The sequence below is a fragment of the Paenibacillus sp. CF095 genome, from assembly GCF_900101225.1.
Taxonomy (GTDB): Bacteria; Bacillota; Bacilli; order Paenibacillales; family Paenibacillaceae; genus Paenibacillus.
The window spans coordinates 244,300-260,272 of record NZ_FMZN01000006.1 but is presented as its reverse complement, the minus strand read 5'-3'; the positions used below and the strand labels follow the sequence as shown (position 1 = coordinate 260,272).

19 protein-coding genes are annotated in these 15,973 nt (G+C 45.6%); 1 reads left to right on the top strand and 18 read right to left on the bottom strand.

The window, feature by feature from the left end; translation table 11 throughout:
• Positions 1-513 precede the first annotated feature (513 nt).
• Complete coding sequence (locus tag BLS69_RS28625; protein ID WP_240768309.1) at positions 514-1,392, bottom strand: nucleotidyltransferase-like protein; 879 nt, start codon at positions 1,390-1,392, stop codon at positions 514-516.
• Positions 1,393-1,514: 122 nt separating this feature from the next.
• On the opposite strand from BLS69_RS28625, the gene BLS69_RS28620 reads away from it, so the two are divergent.
• Positions 1,515-1,895, top strand: coding sequence for a DUF2614 family zinc ribbon-containing protein (locus tag BLS69_RS28620; RefSeq protein WP_091038591.1), 381 nt, complete (start codon positions 1,515-1,517; stop codon positions 1,893-1,895).
• A 261-nt stretch (positions 1,896-2,156) separates the two neighbouring features.
• Here the strand turns inward: BLS69_RS28620 and BLS69_RS28615 are convergent, their stop codons facing one another.
• The 17 genes from BLS69_RS28615 to BLS69_RS28535 form a co-directional block, all read right to left on the bottom strand.
• Positions 2,157-3,887 carry a glycosyl hydrolase family 18 protein gene (locus tag BLS69_RS28615; RefSeq protein WP_091038589.1) on the bottom strand — a complete coding sequence of 577 codons (1,731 nt, stop codon included), beginning with the start codon at positions 3,885-3,887 and terminating at the stop codon, positions 2,157-2,159.
• A 140-nt stretch (positions 3,888-4,027) separates the two neighbouring features.
• Positions 4,028-4,450 (bottom strand): peroxide-responsive transcriptional repressor PerR, encoded by a 423-nt coding sequence (gene perR, locus BLS69_RS28610; RefSeq protein ID WP_026081471.1) that lies wholly within the window; start codon positions 4,448-4,450, stop codon positions 4,028-4,030.
• Between the two features lie 167 nt (positions 4,451-4,617).
• Positions 4,618-6,027 (bottom strand): DUF4097 family beta strand repeat-containing protein, encoded by a 1,410-nt coding sequence (locus tag BLS69_RS28605; RefSeq protein ID WP_036667994.1) that lies wholly within the window; start codon positions 6,025-6,027, stop codon positions 4,618-4,620.
• Between the two features lie 26 nt (positions 6,028-6,053).
• Positions 6,054-6,647 (bottom strand): hypothetical protein, encoded by a 594-nt coding sequence (locus BLS69_RS28600; protein ID WP_091038588.1) that lies wholly within the window; start codon positions 6,645-6,647, stop codon positions 6,054-6,056.
• A 147-nt stretch (positions 6,648-6,794) separates the two neighbouring features.
• Positions 6,795-7,505 carry an MgtC/SapB family protein gene (locus tag BLS69_RS28595; RefSeq protein ID WP_017692302.1) on the bottom strand — a complete coding sequence of 237 codons (711 nt, stop codon included), beginning with the start codon at positions 7,503-7,505 and terminating at the stop codon, positions 6,795-6,797.
• Positions 7,506-7,537: 32 nt separating this feature from the next.
• A complete protein-coding gene (locus tag BLS69_RS28590) occupies positions 7,538-8,002 on the bottom strand; it encodes a GNAT family N-acetyltransferase (RefSeq protein ID WP_091038586.1) in 465 nt (154 codons plus the stop codon).
• 96 nt (positions 8,003-8,098) lie between these two features.
• Positions 8,099-9,538 (bottom strand): Asp-tRNA(Asn)/Glu-tRNA(Gln) amidotransferase subunit GatB, encoded by a 1,440-nt coding sequence (gene gatB / locus BLS69_RS28585; RefSeq protein WP_062836483.1) that lies wholly within the window; start codon positions 9,536-9,538, stop codon positions 8,099-8,101.
• Between the two features lie 26 nt (positions 9,539-9,564).
• On the bottom strand, positions 9,565-11,022 hold the full coding sequence (gatA, locus tag BLS69_RS28580; protein ID WP_091038584.1) for an Asp-tRNA(Asn)/Glu-tRNA(Gln) amidotransferase subunit GatA: 1,458 nt from the start codon (positions 11,020-11,022) through the stop codon (positions 9,565-9,567).
• Between the two features lie 27 nt (positions 11,023-11,049).
• Positions 11,050-11,337: an Asp-tRNA(Asn)/Glu-tRNA(Gln) amidotransferase subunit GatC gene (gene gatC, locus BLS69_RS28575; protein ID WP_036607033.1), complete on the bottom strand. Its 288-nt coding sequence runs from the start codon at positions 11,335-11,337 to the stop codon at positions 11,050-11,052.
• Between the two features lie 205 nt (positions 11,338-11,542).
• Positions 11,543-11,926 carry a hypothetical protein gene (locus tag BLS69_RS28570; protein WP_024631336.1) on the bottom strand — a complete coding sequence of 128 codons (384 nt, stop codon included), beginning with the start codon at positions 11,924-11,926 and terminating at the stop codon, positions 11,543-11,545.
• Positions 11,927-12,058: 132 nt separating this feature from the next.
• Positions 12,059-12,289 carry a hypothetical protein gene (locus tag BLS69_RS28565; protein ID WP_176873114.1) on the bottom strand — a complete coding sequence of 77 codons (231 nt, stop codon included), beginning with the start codon at positions 12,287-12,289 and terminating at the stop codon, positions 12,059-12,061.
• Positions 12,282-12,617: a YxlC family protein gene (locus BLS69_RS28560; protein WP_091038582.1), complete on the bottom strand. Its 336-nt coding sequence runs from the start codon at positions 12,615-12,617 to the stop codon at positions 12,282-12,284. Before BLS69_RS28560 ends, BLS69_RS28565 begins: the two co-directional genes overlap by 8 nt.
• Before the next feature lie 2 nt (positions 12,618-12,619).
• Positions 12,620-13,150, bottom strand: coding sequence for an RNA polymerase sigma factor SigY (gene sigY / locus BLS69_RS28555; protein ID WP_091038580.1), 531 nt, complete (start codon positions 13,148-13,150; stop codon positions 12,620-12,622).
• A 103-nt stretch (positions 13,151-13,253) separates the two neighbouring features.
• Positions 13,254-13,499, bottom strand: coding sequence for a hypothetical protein (locus BLS69_RS28550; protein ID WP_091038578.1), 246 nt, complete (start codon positions 13,497-13,499; stop codon positions 13,254-13,256).
• Positions 13,500-14,087: 588 nt separating this feature from the next.
• Positions 14,088-14,720, bottom strand: a complete 633-nt coding sequence (locus BLS69_RS28545) for an MBL fold metallo-hydrolase (RefSeq protein ID WP_036607016.1) — start codon at positions 14,718-14,720, stop codon at positions 14,088-14,090.
• A 6-nt stretch (positions 14,721-14,726) separates the two neighbouring features.
• Entirely contained in the window at positions 14,727-15,296 is a 570-nt protein-coding gene (locus BLS69_RS28540) for a thioredoxin family protein (RefSeq protein WP_017692292.1), read from the bottom strand.
• A 2-nt stretch (positions 15,297-15,298) separates the two neighbouring features.
• Positions 15,299-15,913, bottom strand: a complete 615-nt coding sequence (locus BLS69_RS28535; RefSeq protein ID WP_091019353.1) for an undecaprenyl phosphate transporter UptA — start codon at positions 15,911-15,913, stop codon at positions 15,299-15,301.
• Positions 15,914-15,973 lie beyond the last annotated feature (60 nt).

Sequence of the window (15,973 nt, the reverse complement as noted above, 5' to 3'; positions counted from 1 at the left end):
TGTATTAGGCATGCCGCCAGCGTTCGTCCTGAGCCAGGATCAAACTCTCCAATAAAGTATTGAAAAGAGCGATAAGCTCATTTTGAATCTGACGAGATTAAAAATCTCATTTGTGCTCCAGCCGATCCAAACCAAGGCTTGTTTCCAACTTTCGCGTTCATTCTGCAAGCAGAATGTTTACTCACTCGTTGTTCAGTTTTCAAAGATCAAACACGATTTGTTTCACTTCTTTTTCGTCTCAACCAAGTTTCGGCGGCGACTTAAATAATGTAACACATTTCGTTTGTTTTCGTCAAGAACTTTTTTGGATTTCTTTTTTTGAAGCTTTAGTTCTTCACTTTTCCTCTGAAGAATTTATCGTTTGTTGGCGATAATCTCGTTTGAGGAACGAAATATAATGTATCATATATCGTGAATGAGAGTCAACCTCTTTTTATAAATTATTAAACAAACAAAAAAGGAAGGTTTCCCCTCCCTTATGTGATCAATATAGCGTCAGGCTTCGGGAGGAGGTTATGCCTCAATCCAATACCGAATTTCCCTACCTTCTCCTTCGATCGATGGCCATCCTGCCGATTCTTTTACAATAGAACGAAAGACCAGCTTACGTATAACCAAAGGCAGATCTTCTCGAACAAATCTTAACTGCGGATGATGAACAAGTTCATTCATGCTCCACGGCTCCTTGCGACTTCTTAACACACGCAGCAGCAGTTCTGAGCATTCACTCATTTTGGACATTACGGAAAATTCACAGGCAAGCAGGACAAGCTCCACTCGCTGCTCCAGCGTCTCCGAGCTTACGGTAAGCTCTTGATATAGTTTCCATAAAGCGCGATCCAGATTCTGCACATGTGTCCAGACGGCATGATCCGGGTATATCCCCTGTTCAATCAATACAATTCTTGCCCAGTTCCCCAGAGCCTCTAATACATTGTAGTAGGCGTCTACAACATGACCTTCCTGAATATGACGTTTGGCCTCCACATACATTCTCAAGAAACTGGTGAATTCATGTAGCAGCTTCTGCTCACGCAATTCTGCCCCAAAGGTAGACAGTTCTTCTCGCAAATCACTTAGGGCGCTGTCCGCTTCCCAGATAATCTCACCTTCAATCAGACACTGGGTGAGATTATTATGATTCCCGGTAACTACACTACTCTTTAATTCATGACGGCTTGCATAGATCATTTGATAACGAAGATCACCATATCTGTAATGTCCCACCGCCGACTTCAATTGATCATCATTATGAACAACAAGTACTAATAATTCGAAATCTTGAATTAGGGAGCCGTGGAATCGCTCTCCCGGGTGGGAATAAGCGATAGCCCCAACTGCCCCTGTCTCTTCCGACTGTTCGGACAAAAAAGCAAGGTTCTTTAATTCCACGATTCCCTCCATACATTTCATGGCAGATAAGCGCCAAGTCAGTTATAATGTAATTCTACATCCAGACTGAAGTTTCCTTCTTTTCCAGGTCCAATACTACTCATACGATAGGAGCATTTTTCATGATTTTTAAATCAGCAAAAATTAATGCTTTTCGCACTTGGGGATTACTACTGACCATGCTAGGTATGGGCCTAATGATACTGGGAACAGCCGGGATTGTTTTTTGGGGACATGCAGGCAAGGTATTCGCAGCTGTAGGCCTCGTCATCGGACTGATTGCCATGATGGCCAGTCTAGCCATTTATTTCTGGGCGGGTATGCTCTCCACCAGTGCAGTACAAGTCGACTGTCCGGAATGCGGGAAGTTAACCAAAATGCTTGGCAAAACGGATCGTTGTATGTTCTGTCATACCATCCTCACCCTGGACCCTACTAAAGCCAACATGACCAGTCAACAACTGAAAGCGCCTTCTACACAAGCTCCCCCCACCGATGGTTAGCACGAAATGATCTCCAACCGCTAAATGTTTTACCTTAATTTCATTGAAGAACAAAAAAAGGCCCGGTATGTTTACCGGACCTTTTTGTACTTGGCTTATAAGTAAGCCCTTGTTGCTGTTATCAATAGCTAAAATATGAAGTTAAGTTATAAGTTCTACGACCAATAAAACGGTAGACTGTACGTATGATGGTATCCTAGGAGAAACTTTGAGCTTAGCGAAAACAAATTGAACCAAGCAGACACTCTGAGTTCGAGTAAATTATTTCTGGTAACCGGCCTGCTTCAATACCTCCCATGCAGAAGCATTAGCAAAACTCCGATTCCATGCTGCTACTCCGCCCAGTTTCAACGAAGCAATCAAATCCACCCGCGCCTGAAGGGACACGGCATCTTCGATCCATATTTTCTTGGTAGCTCCGTCTTCCTTATATTCCACATAGTTCTGTCCACTTGCCTGATCCAATTCAGGTTTGAGTTTCTTCTCTTTGATCAGCTCCACGATGGTATTCATGCCCACCGCTTTGGAAGACACTTTAACCTCACCCTGATCATTCGTCTCTTCCGTCCATATCCGTGTATAGAGCGGAACCGCCATGATCAACTTGTTAGAAGGGACTTCATCCTCCTCAAGTATACGTCTCATGGAAGCCTCGGTCCAAGGCAGAGATGCAACCGAACCTGCCTTAGGACTGGCCGCCCAATGTTCATCATAAGCCATCACAATAACATAGTCTGCAAAAGAACCTAATGCACGGCGATCCAGAAAGGCAGACCACATCTCACTGTTCGATTTTGGTGTTACATCGATTGATAACATCAACCCATGTATACGAGCCATCGCCTTGATCTCGCGCACAAACTGCGTAATATTCGGCCCGTCATCGGTATACACGTTCTCAAAGTCGATGTTGATACCATCCAGTTGATACGTCTGTGCATACTCTAACATCTGCTCAATAATATGCGTGCGTGTCTCGTAAGAAGCTACAGCTTCTTTGGTAACGTCCGGATCAAAGCTGTTATCCATGAGTCCCCATACTTCCATACCCGAACGGTGAGCCCAGTTCACATAAGCTTGGTTTCCCTTGCTTTTCACAGTGCCCTGTCCATCCGTAATATGAAACCATGTGGGGCTGACCACATTCACACCGGGCATTTTACCGATAGAGCCCACATCAGGCTGACGATTGTACACAGCTTCCCAAACCAGATTTACCGGTTTATTCTGCCACTTCTTCTCTGCTGCAGTCAGCGTATACTTGGGCAAGTCCACCTTCTTTTTCTCGGTGAGGACAATATAATCATTATCTACATATCCGGCATATCCATTATCGAGTTGAACAAAACTCTGTTTATCACCCGTCTGCCATACACGTACCCTTGCATCCTTATCCATATCGGCAATGATTGGTGAGGATTCTCCCCCACGTTTATATAACGGTACCGTCTTGTCCGCTTTGGATGATAATGTATCAATCTCTGCATACTGTATCATGTCTCCTCCACGCATCAGCAGCACAGCACCTGTTACTGAATCTTCCTGTACGGTTATGCCATATACTTCTTTCAAAGGTTTGAGCGGAATATAGGCTTCTCCGTCCTTAACCTCAGGCTTAACTGTCATAGGATAATCTTTGTGATTAAGTTCTGCTTGTGTGCTTCCATCTTTCATATGAAGGACTCGCTGAGGAGAGGCAATGATGATATCTCCCGATTCTGATTCATAACGTATGCCTGCATCAATCGCTTCTTGCAGCACATCTACAGGCAACTTGAGTTGATCTCCTGTACCCAGAGCGTCTCCATCCATCAGTTGCCCGTCTACAAAAATAGGCTGGCTTCTTCCTACCCAGTCGGGGTCTTCATGGGTCTGGTTCAACCATACATTTGTTATAAGCCAGTAAGCCCCCCCGGCGATCAGACAAGCCCCCAGAAAACCGGGCCAAAATGAACGTCGCTTCTGACGTGTATATCTGCTTTTTCTACCCAAACGTCTACCTCCGTTAATTATGCTGATCATAAGGATGTGCGCATAAGTTGTTATAAAGATGAGCCTTTTGCATAAATGCTAAAAAAAAACGTGAAGAATCCATACTGAATTCTGCACGTTAATATTGTAATTCAACTCTCTTAATCCCTGCAACTTTTGCAAACGCCATATACTTCCAATCGGTGACCGTGTACTTCGAATCCTGTACTAGACTCCGCCTGAAGCTCTACACTTTTGAGTGAAGGATAGCTGAAGTCTTCAATCTTGCCGCATTGATCACAGATAACATGATAATGATCCGTCACATTGGCATCGAAGCGACTTGAATTATCTCCGTATGTCAATTCCCGGACCATGCCAGCTTCCAGAAACATCTTCAAATTATTATATACCGTTGCCACGCTCATACTGGGAAATTGGGGTTCAAGGGCTCGGTAAATTTCATCGGCTGTCGGATGCCCCATGGATTCCATCAGATAGTTCAATATGGCATGACGCTGGGGTGTAATACGGACACCGGTCGTTTTCAGATGCTCCAACGCATGTTGGACACGTGTTGCCATAAAACCCACCGCCTTACCTTTCATTCTCTGGTGAAGAGTAAGTTACTGTCTCCTCGCTCAGAGTTGATTCCCGGCCATTAAGAACGACAATCCATCTTTCATGCCGTGTAATCTTGCCAGTGTACATTTATTGTACGGCGATTACAAGTTTATTGTCAACGCGGCGGTCAAGGAACCTCTGTAGAATCCTCCTGGGAATTTGGTCCGTCCTCGGTAGTCTGTTCCAGATTCTCAGCCGTATCTTCAGAATCAGGTGTAACTGTTTCAGGCGTAGATACAGCCGGGTTACTCTGAATGGTGAGATCACTGTTGCCTTCAATTTTCACCCTGTACTCGCCCTCACCGAGCTGGCCTTCTATGGTTTTATTCTGTACTTTGAATGGCAGATCCGTACTTAGATCTCCATAACTGCTGGAACCCGCAAGGCTGTAGTCTCCACGATCAGGAAGTAATACGTTAATGGCTCCCACCGCACTGTACACATCCCAGTCCCCTCCGACTTTGGTAGATACGATGTTAATGCTGCCATTAAGCGATTGGGCTTTGATTCCCAGATTGGCTCCATCCAGCGTAATATTGCCGTTGCGTGTCTCTGCGATGAATTCACCAACGGAGTCCGCAATACTGATACTTCCCACTTGTGTAGCAAGATCTACATCGCCGGAAATACCGCGAGCCTTCATGTCTCCACGGTTACTGTCCAGATCGACATTACCAATGGCATTGGCTACAATGACATCCCCGTTCAACGTTTTCCCAGAGATATCCCCAACAGCATTGGTAATCCGGATACGTCCGTTACCCGTTTCGGCCAGTATGGTACTAATGGCTTCCGGACGGTTTAACAATATGGCTCCATTGGAAGTTCGAATATCCAGATTAAAACGACGATCATCCGGGATCGTAATGGTAAGATTCATACGCGGCTGCGTTTTTTCATTGTCTCCATACGTCTTGCCTGTAGCTTTGATATAAATTACTTTTGTACCATCCGCCTCTACAAAAGAGGCTGCTGCAACGGCCTTTGCCTGTACTTCCGTCGTCTGATCTACCCAGATCACCGTCCGTACTTCAATCTCATCCGTATCTCCGCGTTGTACCGAGATATCTCCGTTGACACCTTCGACCACGAGGTCCGACGTATCCATGCGAACAGGTACACGAATCGTGCCCTTATCCTCCATATATCCTGCCGCTTGACTGTAGTCCATGGATGCCGCTCCGAGATTTAGACTCACTCTATTCCATAAATGCATGTAGTGATCCTGCTCGGTGACGATAAATACGGAAGCCGCCAAAATCAATGAGGTTAGAATGCCTTTGGCATCGGGTCTGAAACGTACTTTGATTTGCTCATCAGGATTGCTCGGGTTATCCGATTGCACCTTGTTTCTTCTGCGTGTCCATAGGAACAGCACAATATATTCAACACCTAAAACAACGAGCAAAAATGGCCACCAGTCCACCATCTCATATACATAGTCAGTTCCCCACCGTTTATCCAAAATCAACAGCACACCGACCGCTATGATTAAGGCGGCAGCCGTATAGCGGCCAACCCGGACTTTACGGTTCATCACGTTCCCTCCTTGTGTCGTTTCCACTACAATTTTTTCTTGTTCAACATAACCCAGAACTCACGACCAAACAGAAGCAAACCGCCTACGATCATGAGAACCGCAAATGAATATCCGCCGTACATGGCGAGAATCTCTTGAAACCAACGTGGTTTGCGAAAAAACAGCACCATCAAAGACCCTCCCACAATCAGAAGTAATCCAAACGATATGCCTCTCTCCCAAACCATCATTGCATCTCTCGTAGAACGTTCATTGGATATCGGCTTGTCCGAAGTTGCCTGGGTTACGGCTCTACGTCTGCGCATCATGACCCAATCTGCAGATTGCAACACATCATATACATTGTAAAAGTAAATAACCGGAATACACAAAGCCAGTAAGATGAGCAATGGCACATTGATCTGTATTCCAATGGATGAGAAGTACAATACTGCTGACAGATCAAGCAAAACAAGCAGCATAAAGGTCAAACCTCTCATGTACAATCTCAGATAAATATGACCCAGACCAGGAATAATGGCACTCAGTAATCCCGCAATAAACTTGTGAGTACGATTTCTGACCGGTTTGGTCTGAACTGTACGGGACTTTTTGTTCAATTGACGTCTCCGTTTCATAACATACTCCTCTCTTCTGATCTGACCTTCCGCTCTTCATGCATTTGGTTAGATAGTACCCTAAAGAGCAAGGAGAGTAACTGGAAGAAATATGGATATGACCAAAAACCCTCCGGCACTACTGGCCTGGGGAGGGTTGTAATTCATTTATTCGATCGACACCTTGGTAACGTGTTCCCATTGTCTTAACTTGGATACCAAGCCAACTGTTTGGAAATCATGCGGTACCTGAACATGTAACACAATCTCAATTTTACGTTCGACCGACACCATCTCTGCATAAGCCAGGTCTTGTTCATTCACGGTAATTTTACGAATTTTGATCTTCTCCTGCTCCATACATGAAGACAGCTGTTCCAGGAAACCAGGTTCTGACAAGGTATGAAGTGTAACAACATGCAGTTTGTTCCCTCGTAAATACCTTAGCTCTAATTTGTTAAATACCCAGAGATTAAGCAATACCAGAACGGTTGAAACGATAGAGGCAAAAAAGAATCCCGCACCTGCTGCGAGCCCAATGGCTGCAACAACCCAGATTGAAGCAGCTGTAGTCAGTCCGGTAATGGATTTACCCGTGAAGAGAATTGTCCCTGCTCCCAGGAATCCGACACCAGTAATTACAGCAGTAGCCAGACGTGCTGGATCGATCCTTACATTTAATTCATTAGCAAAATCTTTAAAGCCATAAACAGACAACATCATAATCAGTGCAGAGCCAAGACATACCAGGATATGGGTACGCAAACCGGCAGCATGATTGGACCGTTCCCGCTCCAGGCCTACGAGCCCTCCAAGCAGCATAGCCAGCAATAATCGTAATAAAATGTGCCACTCATCAATGAACCAGGGATCGCCCAAAGTCGGTATTCCTCCTCAAGTTGTTAATATTATTAAAGTTTATTCTTGTGAAAAGTCGTTAATTCCACTCCAGGTGCAATCTGTGTGACCTCCACGGGATTAAAACCAAATTTGGTGTACAGATTGACTGCGGGTTGGTTCAGCGTTCCTGTGGAGACGATATAACGCGGAAGATCCGCATGCTGTTCCAACACATACGTCATCAAAGATGCCGCAATTCCCTTGCGAAAGTGATCCGGGTGCACCATCATTCGTGTGATGGTCAGTGTATTCTCCTCTTCCTCCGCCACAGCGACAGCCCCGATAAGATCTCCGTCATCATGGATACAACCATAAAAGCTCTCTCCACAATCCCGCAGTGTCTCCATCGTATCCATCAAAGGAGGAATCTCCTGAAATCCGATGATTTCGGCTTCCAATCGATAAGCTACATGTTGTAGTCTCCATAACTGTCCCAACATCTCCAGATCACTCAGTGACAATGGTTGAATGTTCATATCCGTTCCCCCGTCCGAAATACATTTGTATCTATCAATACCAAAAAGAGGCTGTCACAGGGACGAGCCTCTTTCTGTCCGGCCTCACCGGAAGGATTAGCGGTTCAGTACATCTGCAAGCAGTTGGTTGGCTAAAGCAGGATTCGCCTTGCCTTTACTTTCTTTCATAACCTGACCCACAAGGAAGCCAATGGCTTTTTGTTTACCAGCTTTATAGTCTTCCACGGATTGAGGGTTATTCGCTACAACCTGCTCAACGATGGCAAGAATGGCGCCTTCATCACTAATCTGCACAAGACCCTTCTCTTCAACGATCTGCTGTGGAAGCTTGCCGCTCTCCAGCATTTCCTTGAATACCGTTTTGGCGATTTTGCTGTTAATGGTGCCCTTCTCCAGCAGCCCGATCATCTCACCCAAACCCTGACCTGTCAGTGGGACCTGAGTCACCTCAAGATTGCTCGTATTCAGGTAACCCAGCAAGTCGCCCATGATCCAGTTGGATACGGATTTGGCATCCTGAGTGAATTTCAAGCTATCTTCGAAAAGATCAGCTATAGCCTTGGATGAAGTAATAACCTCTGCATCATAGCTAGGCAATCCGTAATCAGCCGTGTAACGAGCTTTACGTTCGTCTGGGAGCTCAGGTATGGTAGCCTTGATGCGCTCTTTCCAGGCTGCATCAATATGCAGCTTCACGAGATCGGGGTCCGGGAAATAACGGTAGTCATGCGCCTGTTCCTTACCACGCATCGACAGTGTTTTTCCTTGAGCTTCGTCCCAACGACGCGTCTCCTGAACCACTTCACCGCCATCATCCAGAATTTCAGCCTGACGATATTGTTCATATTCGAGACCACGCTGAACACCACGGAAGGAGTTCATATTTTTCAGCTCAGCTCTTGTTCCCAGCTTCTCCTGTCCATGTGGACGCAAACTGATGTTGGCGTCGCAACGCAGTGAACCTTCTTCCATCTTCACGTCCGATACATCACAGTACTGCATGATCGCGCGCAATTTTTCAAGATACGCACGTGCCTCTTCCGGAGAAGAAATCTCAGGTTCAGATACAATCTCCACCAGTGGAGTACCCACACGGTTGAAGTCCACCAAAGACGCGTATCCGCCATCGATATGTGTAAGCTTCCCTGCATCTTCTTCCAAGTGAAGACGTGTGATGCCAATTCGTTTCGTTTCACCATTCACTTCAATATCAATCCAGCCGTTCTCACCGATTGGTTGATCAAATTGCGAGATCTGATAAGCTTTTGGTGAATCGGGGTAAAAGTAGTTTTTACGGTCAAACTTGCTGACATCAGCAATCGTACAATTCAGGGCCATCGCTGCCTTCATGGCGTAGTCTACGGCCTGACGATTCAGTACAGGCAGTACGCCCGGATGTCCGAGACAGACCGGGCAGGTATGCGTGTTCGGCGGAGCTCCAAAAGCTGTGGAGCAGCCGCAGAAAATTTTGGAGTTGGTATGCAACTCCACGTGGACTTCAAGTCCAACGACCGTTTCATATTTAGATGCGGACATTTCTATATTCCTCCGTTCCGGGCAGTCTACAGCTGCGGACGCTGCTTGTGGAATTCTGTATTTTGTTCAAACGCATGCGCTACACGCAATACGGTTGTTTCATCAAAAGCTTTACCGATAATCTGCAGGCCAACAGGCAATCCATCCGAGAATCCACATGGAATACTAACGGCAGGTACACCAGCCAGATTGACTGGAATCGTTAGAATATCGTTCAAGTACATTGTGAGTGGATCATCCACCTGTGAACCCAGTTTGAACGCCGTAGTTGGTGCAGTTGGTCCGATAATCACATCATATTTGGCAAATACATTGTCGAAATCCTGTTTGATCAATGTACGTACCTTCTGTGCTTTCAGATAATAGGCATCATAGTAACCCGAGCTGAGTGCATACGTTCCGAGCATGATACGCCGTTTCACTTCGGGACCAAAGCCTTGACTGCGGGACTGATGATACAGATCCAGCAAGTTGTCCGGATTGTCTGCACGCACGCCATAACGTACACCATCAAATCGAGCCAGGTTTGAAGAAGCCTCTGAAGATGCCAGCAGGTAATACGTAGCCACCGCATATTCGGTATGCGGAAGGGATACTTCTTCCCATGTTGCCCCGAGTCCTTCAAGAACTTTCAATGCAGCCAGAACCGTTTCTTTCACTTGTGGATCGACGCCTTCACCGATGTATTCCTTCGGAACAGCAATACGAAGTCCTTTGACATCACCTGTCAGTCCGCTCAAATAATCCGGAATTTCTACTTTTGCAGATGTCGAATCTTTGGCGTCATAACCAGCAATGGCTTGCAATACATAAGCAGAATCTTCAACATTTTTCGTCAAAGGTCCAATCTGATCCAAGGATGATGCAAATGCAACCAATCCAAAGCGGGAAACAAGTCCGTACGTCGGCTTTAATCCAACAACACCGCAATATGAAGCAGGCTGTCTGATAGAACCACCTGTATCTGATCCAAGCGTGAAGTATGCTTCTCCCGCAGCCACAGCTGCTGCAGAACCACCACTGGAGCCTCCTGGAACACGATCAAGTGCCCATGGATTACGTACAGGGGAGAAACTTGAATTCTCATTGGAGCCGCCCATGGCAAATTCGTCCATGTTGAGTTTACCAATAGTTACGGTGTCCGCAGCTTTCAATTTCTCGACAACTGTCGCGTCATACACCGGGTCGAAATTACGAAGGAATTGGCTACCGCACGTCGTGCGCAGTCCGTTTGTAACGATGTTATCCTTAATACCTACAGGCAGACCAAAAAGCAAACCTTTCTCCTCGCCACTAACCAGACGGTCATCCAGTTGACGTGCACGAGCGCGTGCTTGTTCTTCATCTAGTGCCAAATATGCCTTAACTTTATCATCATGCGCGCCAATGTTCTGATACGCCTGATCCACCAGATCGCTGACCGACAGCTCTTTGGCATGCAGCTTGTTATGTAACTCAGGCAACGATTGTTCAAATAAACTCACAGTTTTTGTCCTCCTTCCGGTTATCCGTTATTCCATTACAGCAGGCACTTTAAACTGCCCGTCTTCTTCTTCCGGTGCATTGCGCATCACCTGTTCAATCGACAGGCTTTCTTTGGTCTCATCTTCACGCATAACATTGCTTACGTGCAGAACGTGAGTGGTGGGTTCGATGTCTTCTGTATCCAGCTCATTCAGCTTTTCTGCATATTTTAAAATCGCGTTCAGCTGACCTGTCAGGGTCTGTTCTTCTTCAGCAGTCAAGTTGAGCCGGGCCAGCTTGGCCACATGCTGAACGTCATTATTCGAAATACTCATTAGCGGATGCCTCCTTCATTCGTTCTGATTCCCGAAACGACCTGAAACGAATCGCTCGTTTAACGGGCTAAAGTCTCAAGATAACTTTTTTCATTATAGGTGAGATAGTTCGACAATTCAATGCAAATGACCTGACAGGCTTCCGGGAAGCTAAAATCAAACTTATAAAATAAAAAAGAGCCGGCATCAGCCGACTCTTAAAATTCTAAATCCATGCACGCAGATTAACCTGCTTTATAAAATCCGCCTGTGACATAACATCGTTCGCGGTTTCCTCTTCCTCTTCCACAGCTTGAAAATCTCCGTTCATCAAATGATGAAACAGCTTCTCATTGTGTGTCGCAAGGGCGTAATCTATCAACGCTTCTCGCTCGACCCGCTCAGCTTCCTGCTTCAGCAGAACCTCTTCCAGATCGACGTCGCCGGATGGAACAAAAAAGTTCCGGTTCACCTGCGGCACTCGAAGCACGTAATCGAACGCATTGTCCGGATTCCGGTCATAAGCGATGATGAAACCATATTCCCCCACAGGAAGATTCTGCTCAAACGCATCCGCGACGATGACAACCTTCTCTCCTAATCGCAGCATCGTCTAACCTCCTGGTAGTCTATCATTAATATTTATTTGTATAGTCTACTAGAAAAGAATAACGATGTCTAGGAATACTAGAATTAAACAACATATTTGTGCAAAATCTTTTTTTCCATTTTTAAAATGATGTTATTTCGGATTTCGTCCACCTGGCTTGCGCTGTGATCGAATCACGACAAACCAGTATATAATAAGCGGCGTGGGAAATCCGGTGATTCCCCATAATCCCCATAACCAAGGGAAACGTCCACGTCTGCGTGCGTCCTGAAAGATCCATGTGCCTTGAACCAGGAGGAAAATGCCAAGCAGTATAAGCCATAGTGGAGAAATTTCATCCAATGAATAATGCATTTTATTCATGACGAACCTCCTTCCGGCGCCATCCTGCCCAGATCACAACTAAAATCACGGCAACAGCTGTACCAAGAGCCTGGATACTCAAATATAGAGCTGGAGCAGATACGAACAATAATGCCCCGAACGTAATAGCAAGCAATCCAACCAACCAGAAACATATCATCTCGATCCAATTGGCTCGACGTCTAATCTGTCTCCGTTCCCTGACTTGGGCTTCAAGTGCACCCAAAGAAGGAATACTTGTCGGCTCAAATGCATCATCCAGCAATTTCATGTGTTGCTGCAATCGTTCTACAACTTCTTGTTCTTGTGTATCATCTGATCTGCTCATCCTTATTCCAGCTCCTTTCTTAACTGACGGAGACCATAAGCTGTGCGTGACTTCGCCGTTCCCGCAGGAATACCCAGCATTTCCCCGATCTCGTCATACCCGTATCCATAATAATGCTTCAGTAGCACTGCAACACGATGTTCGGGTGTCAGTCTTGTCATCGCATCCATGACATCTGTCCATTCTTCATTTCGAGTCTCAAGCTGCCAGCGGAATCGACGTACGGCCTGATCCCGGATGAGAGCAAGCCAGTTCTGTTCTCTCTTCTTACGTCTTGTCTTATCGATATAGATGCGGGTCGCAATGGTGATCATCCATGATGAAAAGGCAGACGTGCCATCATATCGATGGATATTTTCCATACAACGAATCATCGTATCCTGCACCGTCTCTTCTGCGAGGTTAGCGTCCATCGTAACTTTGACAAGATACTTATACACAAACGTGTAGTGACGTTGCAACAACGCTGCGAGTGCGCTATCGTCTCCCGATACTGCTCTGCGTACCTCTTCAAGCTCAGCTGCCTTTATCATGATTATCACCTGCTTCCCGTTCAATCTGGAGTTAATACGACAGGCTCTGCAGAAACGTTCAATGGAATCAAAAAAAATTAAAACCCGACAATTTCCCGGGCAATCAGACTTGTTTCCGGTAATCTTGCAGCTTGTCGAACCATGGTTGGTTGCGGGCTCCGTTTCTTAAAACACGGCTTGTCCATATATTCTGCTGAGACTTCATCATTTCATTGGCCACGCTAGGGTTATGTATTAAAGCTCGCTCAGTACCCGGTTCTCTTTTCCCACTTTCCAATATACGACGGTTTTCTTCAATGATCGGATGCTCGACACGCTGATTCAACGGAATAACTCTTGGTTTCTCCACTTTGATATTCCCCACTCTCATGATCTATATAAGTTGAACTAAAGATTATTTACACTGACACTAGGATGACAGAATAACCTTCCAATCGCTGTTATCCCCAGATTTTTTGATTCCCTTTTCTTAAAGGGGAAAATCCGGGGATAGCTTATGCTTCCGATGCAGCTTTCTTTCAGAAAGCTTTTAGGCGAAGTGTATGCTTTCGAAGTAGCTTTCTTGCAGAAAGCTTGTAGCTTCGCTTTTTCAGTTTTTTCTGTCCTCTCCGTTATCGTGTAAATGATTAGTTCAACTTATATAATATTTTCTTAAATTCTTTTTTTCTAAATCAATCTGTACTTGCTATTGCTCTAAAACTGGCTTGTTATGAAGCGCATCTTACATCTCTATGTAGCGCTAATTCTGTGATAAAAAGGGGCTGAAAACAAAAAAAGAACGCAAACCGGGTATAGACCACAGTCTGCGTGCTTCGCGAGGTTGGGTGTTTCTTGGTAATGCTTCAGTTAGATGATGCCTTAACGCTTGTAACAACTAATTGCTATTCTAATGAAAAAGTTGTCACTTGTCCAGACTTTCTTCACATATCATGTCGGATTATCTTGCGGACACGTAAGGATTGTTCTGTTTCTCATAACCAATGGTCGTTTTTGGACCATGACCTGGATATACTTTAACTTCATCTGCAAAGGTGTAAAGCTTGTTCTGGATTGAATCAATCAGATCCCGTTCACGCCCTCCTGTCAGGTCCGTTCTGCCCACACCCATGCGGAACAGCACATCACCGGCAAACAGGTCGTTATCACAAAGCAAACTTACACTGCCTGGTGAATGTCCAGGTGTATGGAACACTTTAAACGTATGACCAATCAGATTCAGCTTCTGCCCTTCGTCCATGGCATATTCAGCAGGATCTGTCGAAAGCGGTGGTGTCGCCTGCGGCCAATTCAAAGATCCATTTAATTTCGGGGTGGTAAGCCAGTCGCTCTCCAAGTCATGAAGATAAACGGGACATCCCTTCAATTTACGGATCTCATCTACCCCGCCCATATGATCAAAGTGAGCATGAGTGAGGAGAATGGCTTCAATCTCCAAGTCTTGGATCGCCTTAAGCAGCGGCCCTGGATTCATGCCTGGATCGATAATGACGGCTTTGCCCGGATCATCTCCTTGTAGGAGATAAGCATTGGTCTGAAGCGGGCCTAGTGTAAACGTACGAATATTAAGCATATCGGCTTAGTAACCCGAAATCAGTTCACGCAGCTCACGGATAATGGCCGCATGTGACTCGGTTCCTTCCCCATAACGTTTACCAATCTCTTGACGCGCCACAGCCAAATTTTCTTGATAATCTGCTGCTTCACGATCTGGATTAAGGCGTTTGAATTCAATCATGACTTCCTGGACATGCTGCGGACGTGGTCCCCACTGACCTAACACATGTCCACCTGTATCTGCAAAAATAACGACTGGCACGGAACGGCCACCCATCGTCAGGAACTCATCCATCACTTCAGGATGGTTCTCCATGATCAAAACTTCAGTTGGGATTCCTGAGATTTCAAGCGCCTGGAACACAACCGGAATATTACGGACAACATCCCCGCACCAGTCAGCAGCCAGAATTAACACACGCAGATCATCGCGATGGTTCAGACTCTCAAAAAACTCACGATCCTCTTCGTTCGACCAAGTAAAGCTATCATAATTGGCCTGAAATTCACTTTGGTTCTTGGTCATACTTTCAATAAAATCCTTCGGTGGCAGACCTTTACCGAATTTGTGAGACAAGTTGGGTTTACCCATGACTAGACACTTCCTTTCTTTTTACGAGCATTCATCCATTTAATAAGTACATAAACGATCATAAGGGCGAGAGCGACAAGCAAAATAGGCATAACATATGGTGCCGCTTTCTCATCAATATGCTTCCATTGGTCTCCAAGAATCATCCCTAAATATATAAACAATGCAGTCCAAGGTATAACAGCGAGTGTAGTAAGCAAGATGAATTTGCCTGTGTGCATTTTCGTGATGCCAGCCGGGATGGAGATTGCATGTCTTACCACCGGAACAAAACGCGCCGTGAAAATGACACCTGTACCATACTTGCGGAACCACTCCTCGGAATGGTCGATGTGTTTTTTCTGGATGAGTATGTATTTCCCATAGCGTTCAAGCACAGGTCTGCCGCCATAACGGCCAATCCAGTAGATAAATAACTGGGCAATCACACCGCCCACCGTACCAAAAATCATAGCACCGAAAAAGTTGATATTACCTTGTGAAACGAGAAAACCTCCATACGCCAGCACAATTTCGCTCGGGATAACTTCCAACATTAATCCAAGCATGATTCCAAAGTACCCAAGACTTTGAATCCAATCGAACAATTGGCCAACAAGGTTATGAATAAAGTCCATCTCAACCCTCTTTCTCCATCCTGATTGGCGGTGCCCCTCCGCACCATGGATGTTCGTCCC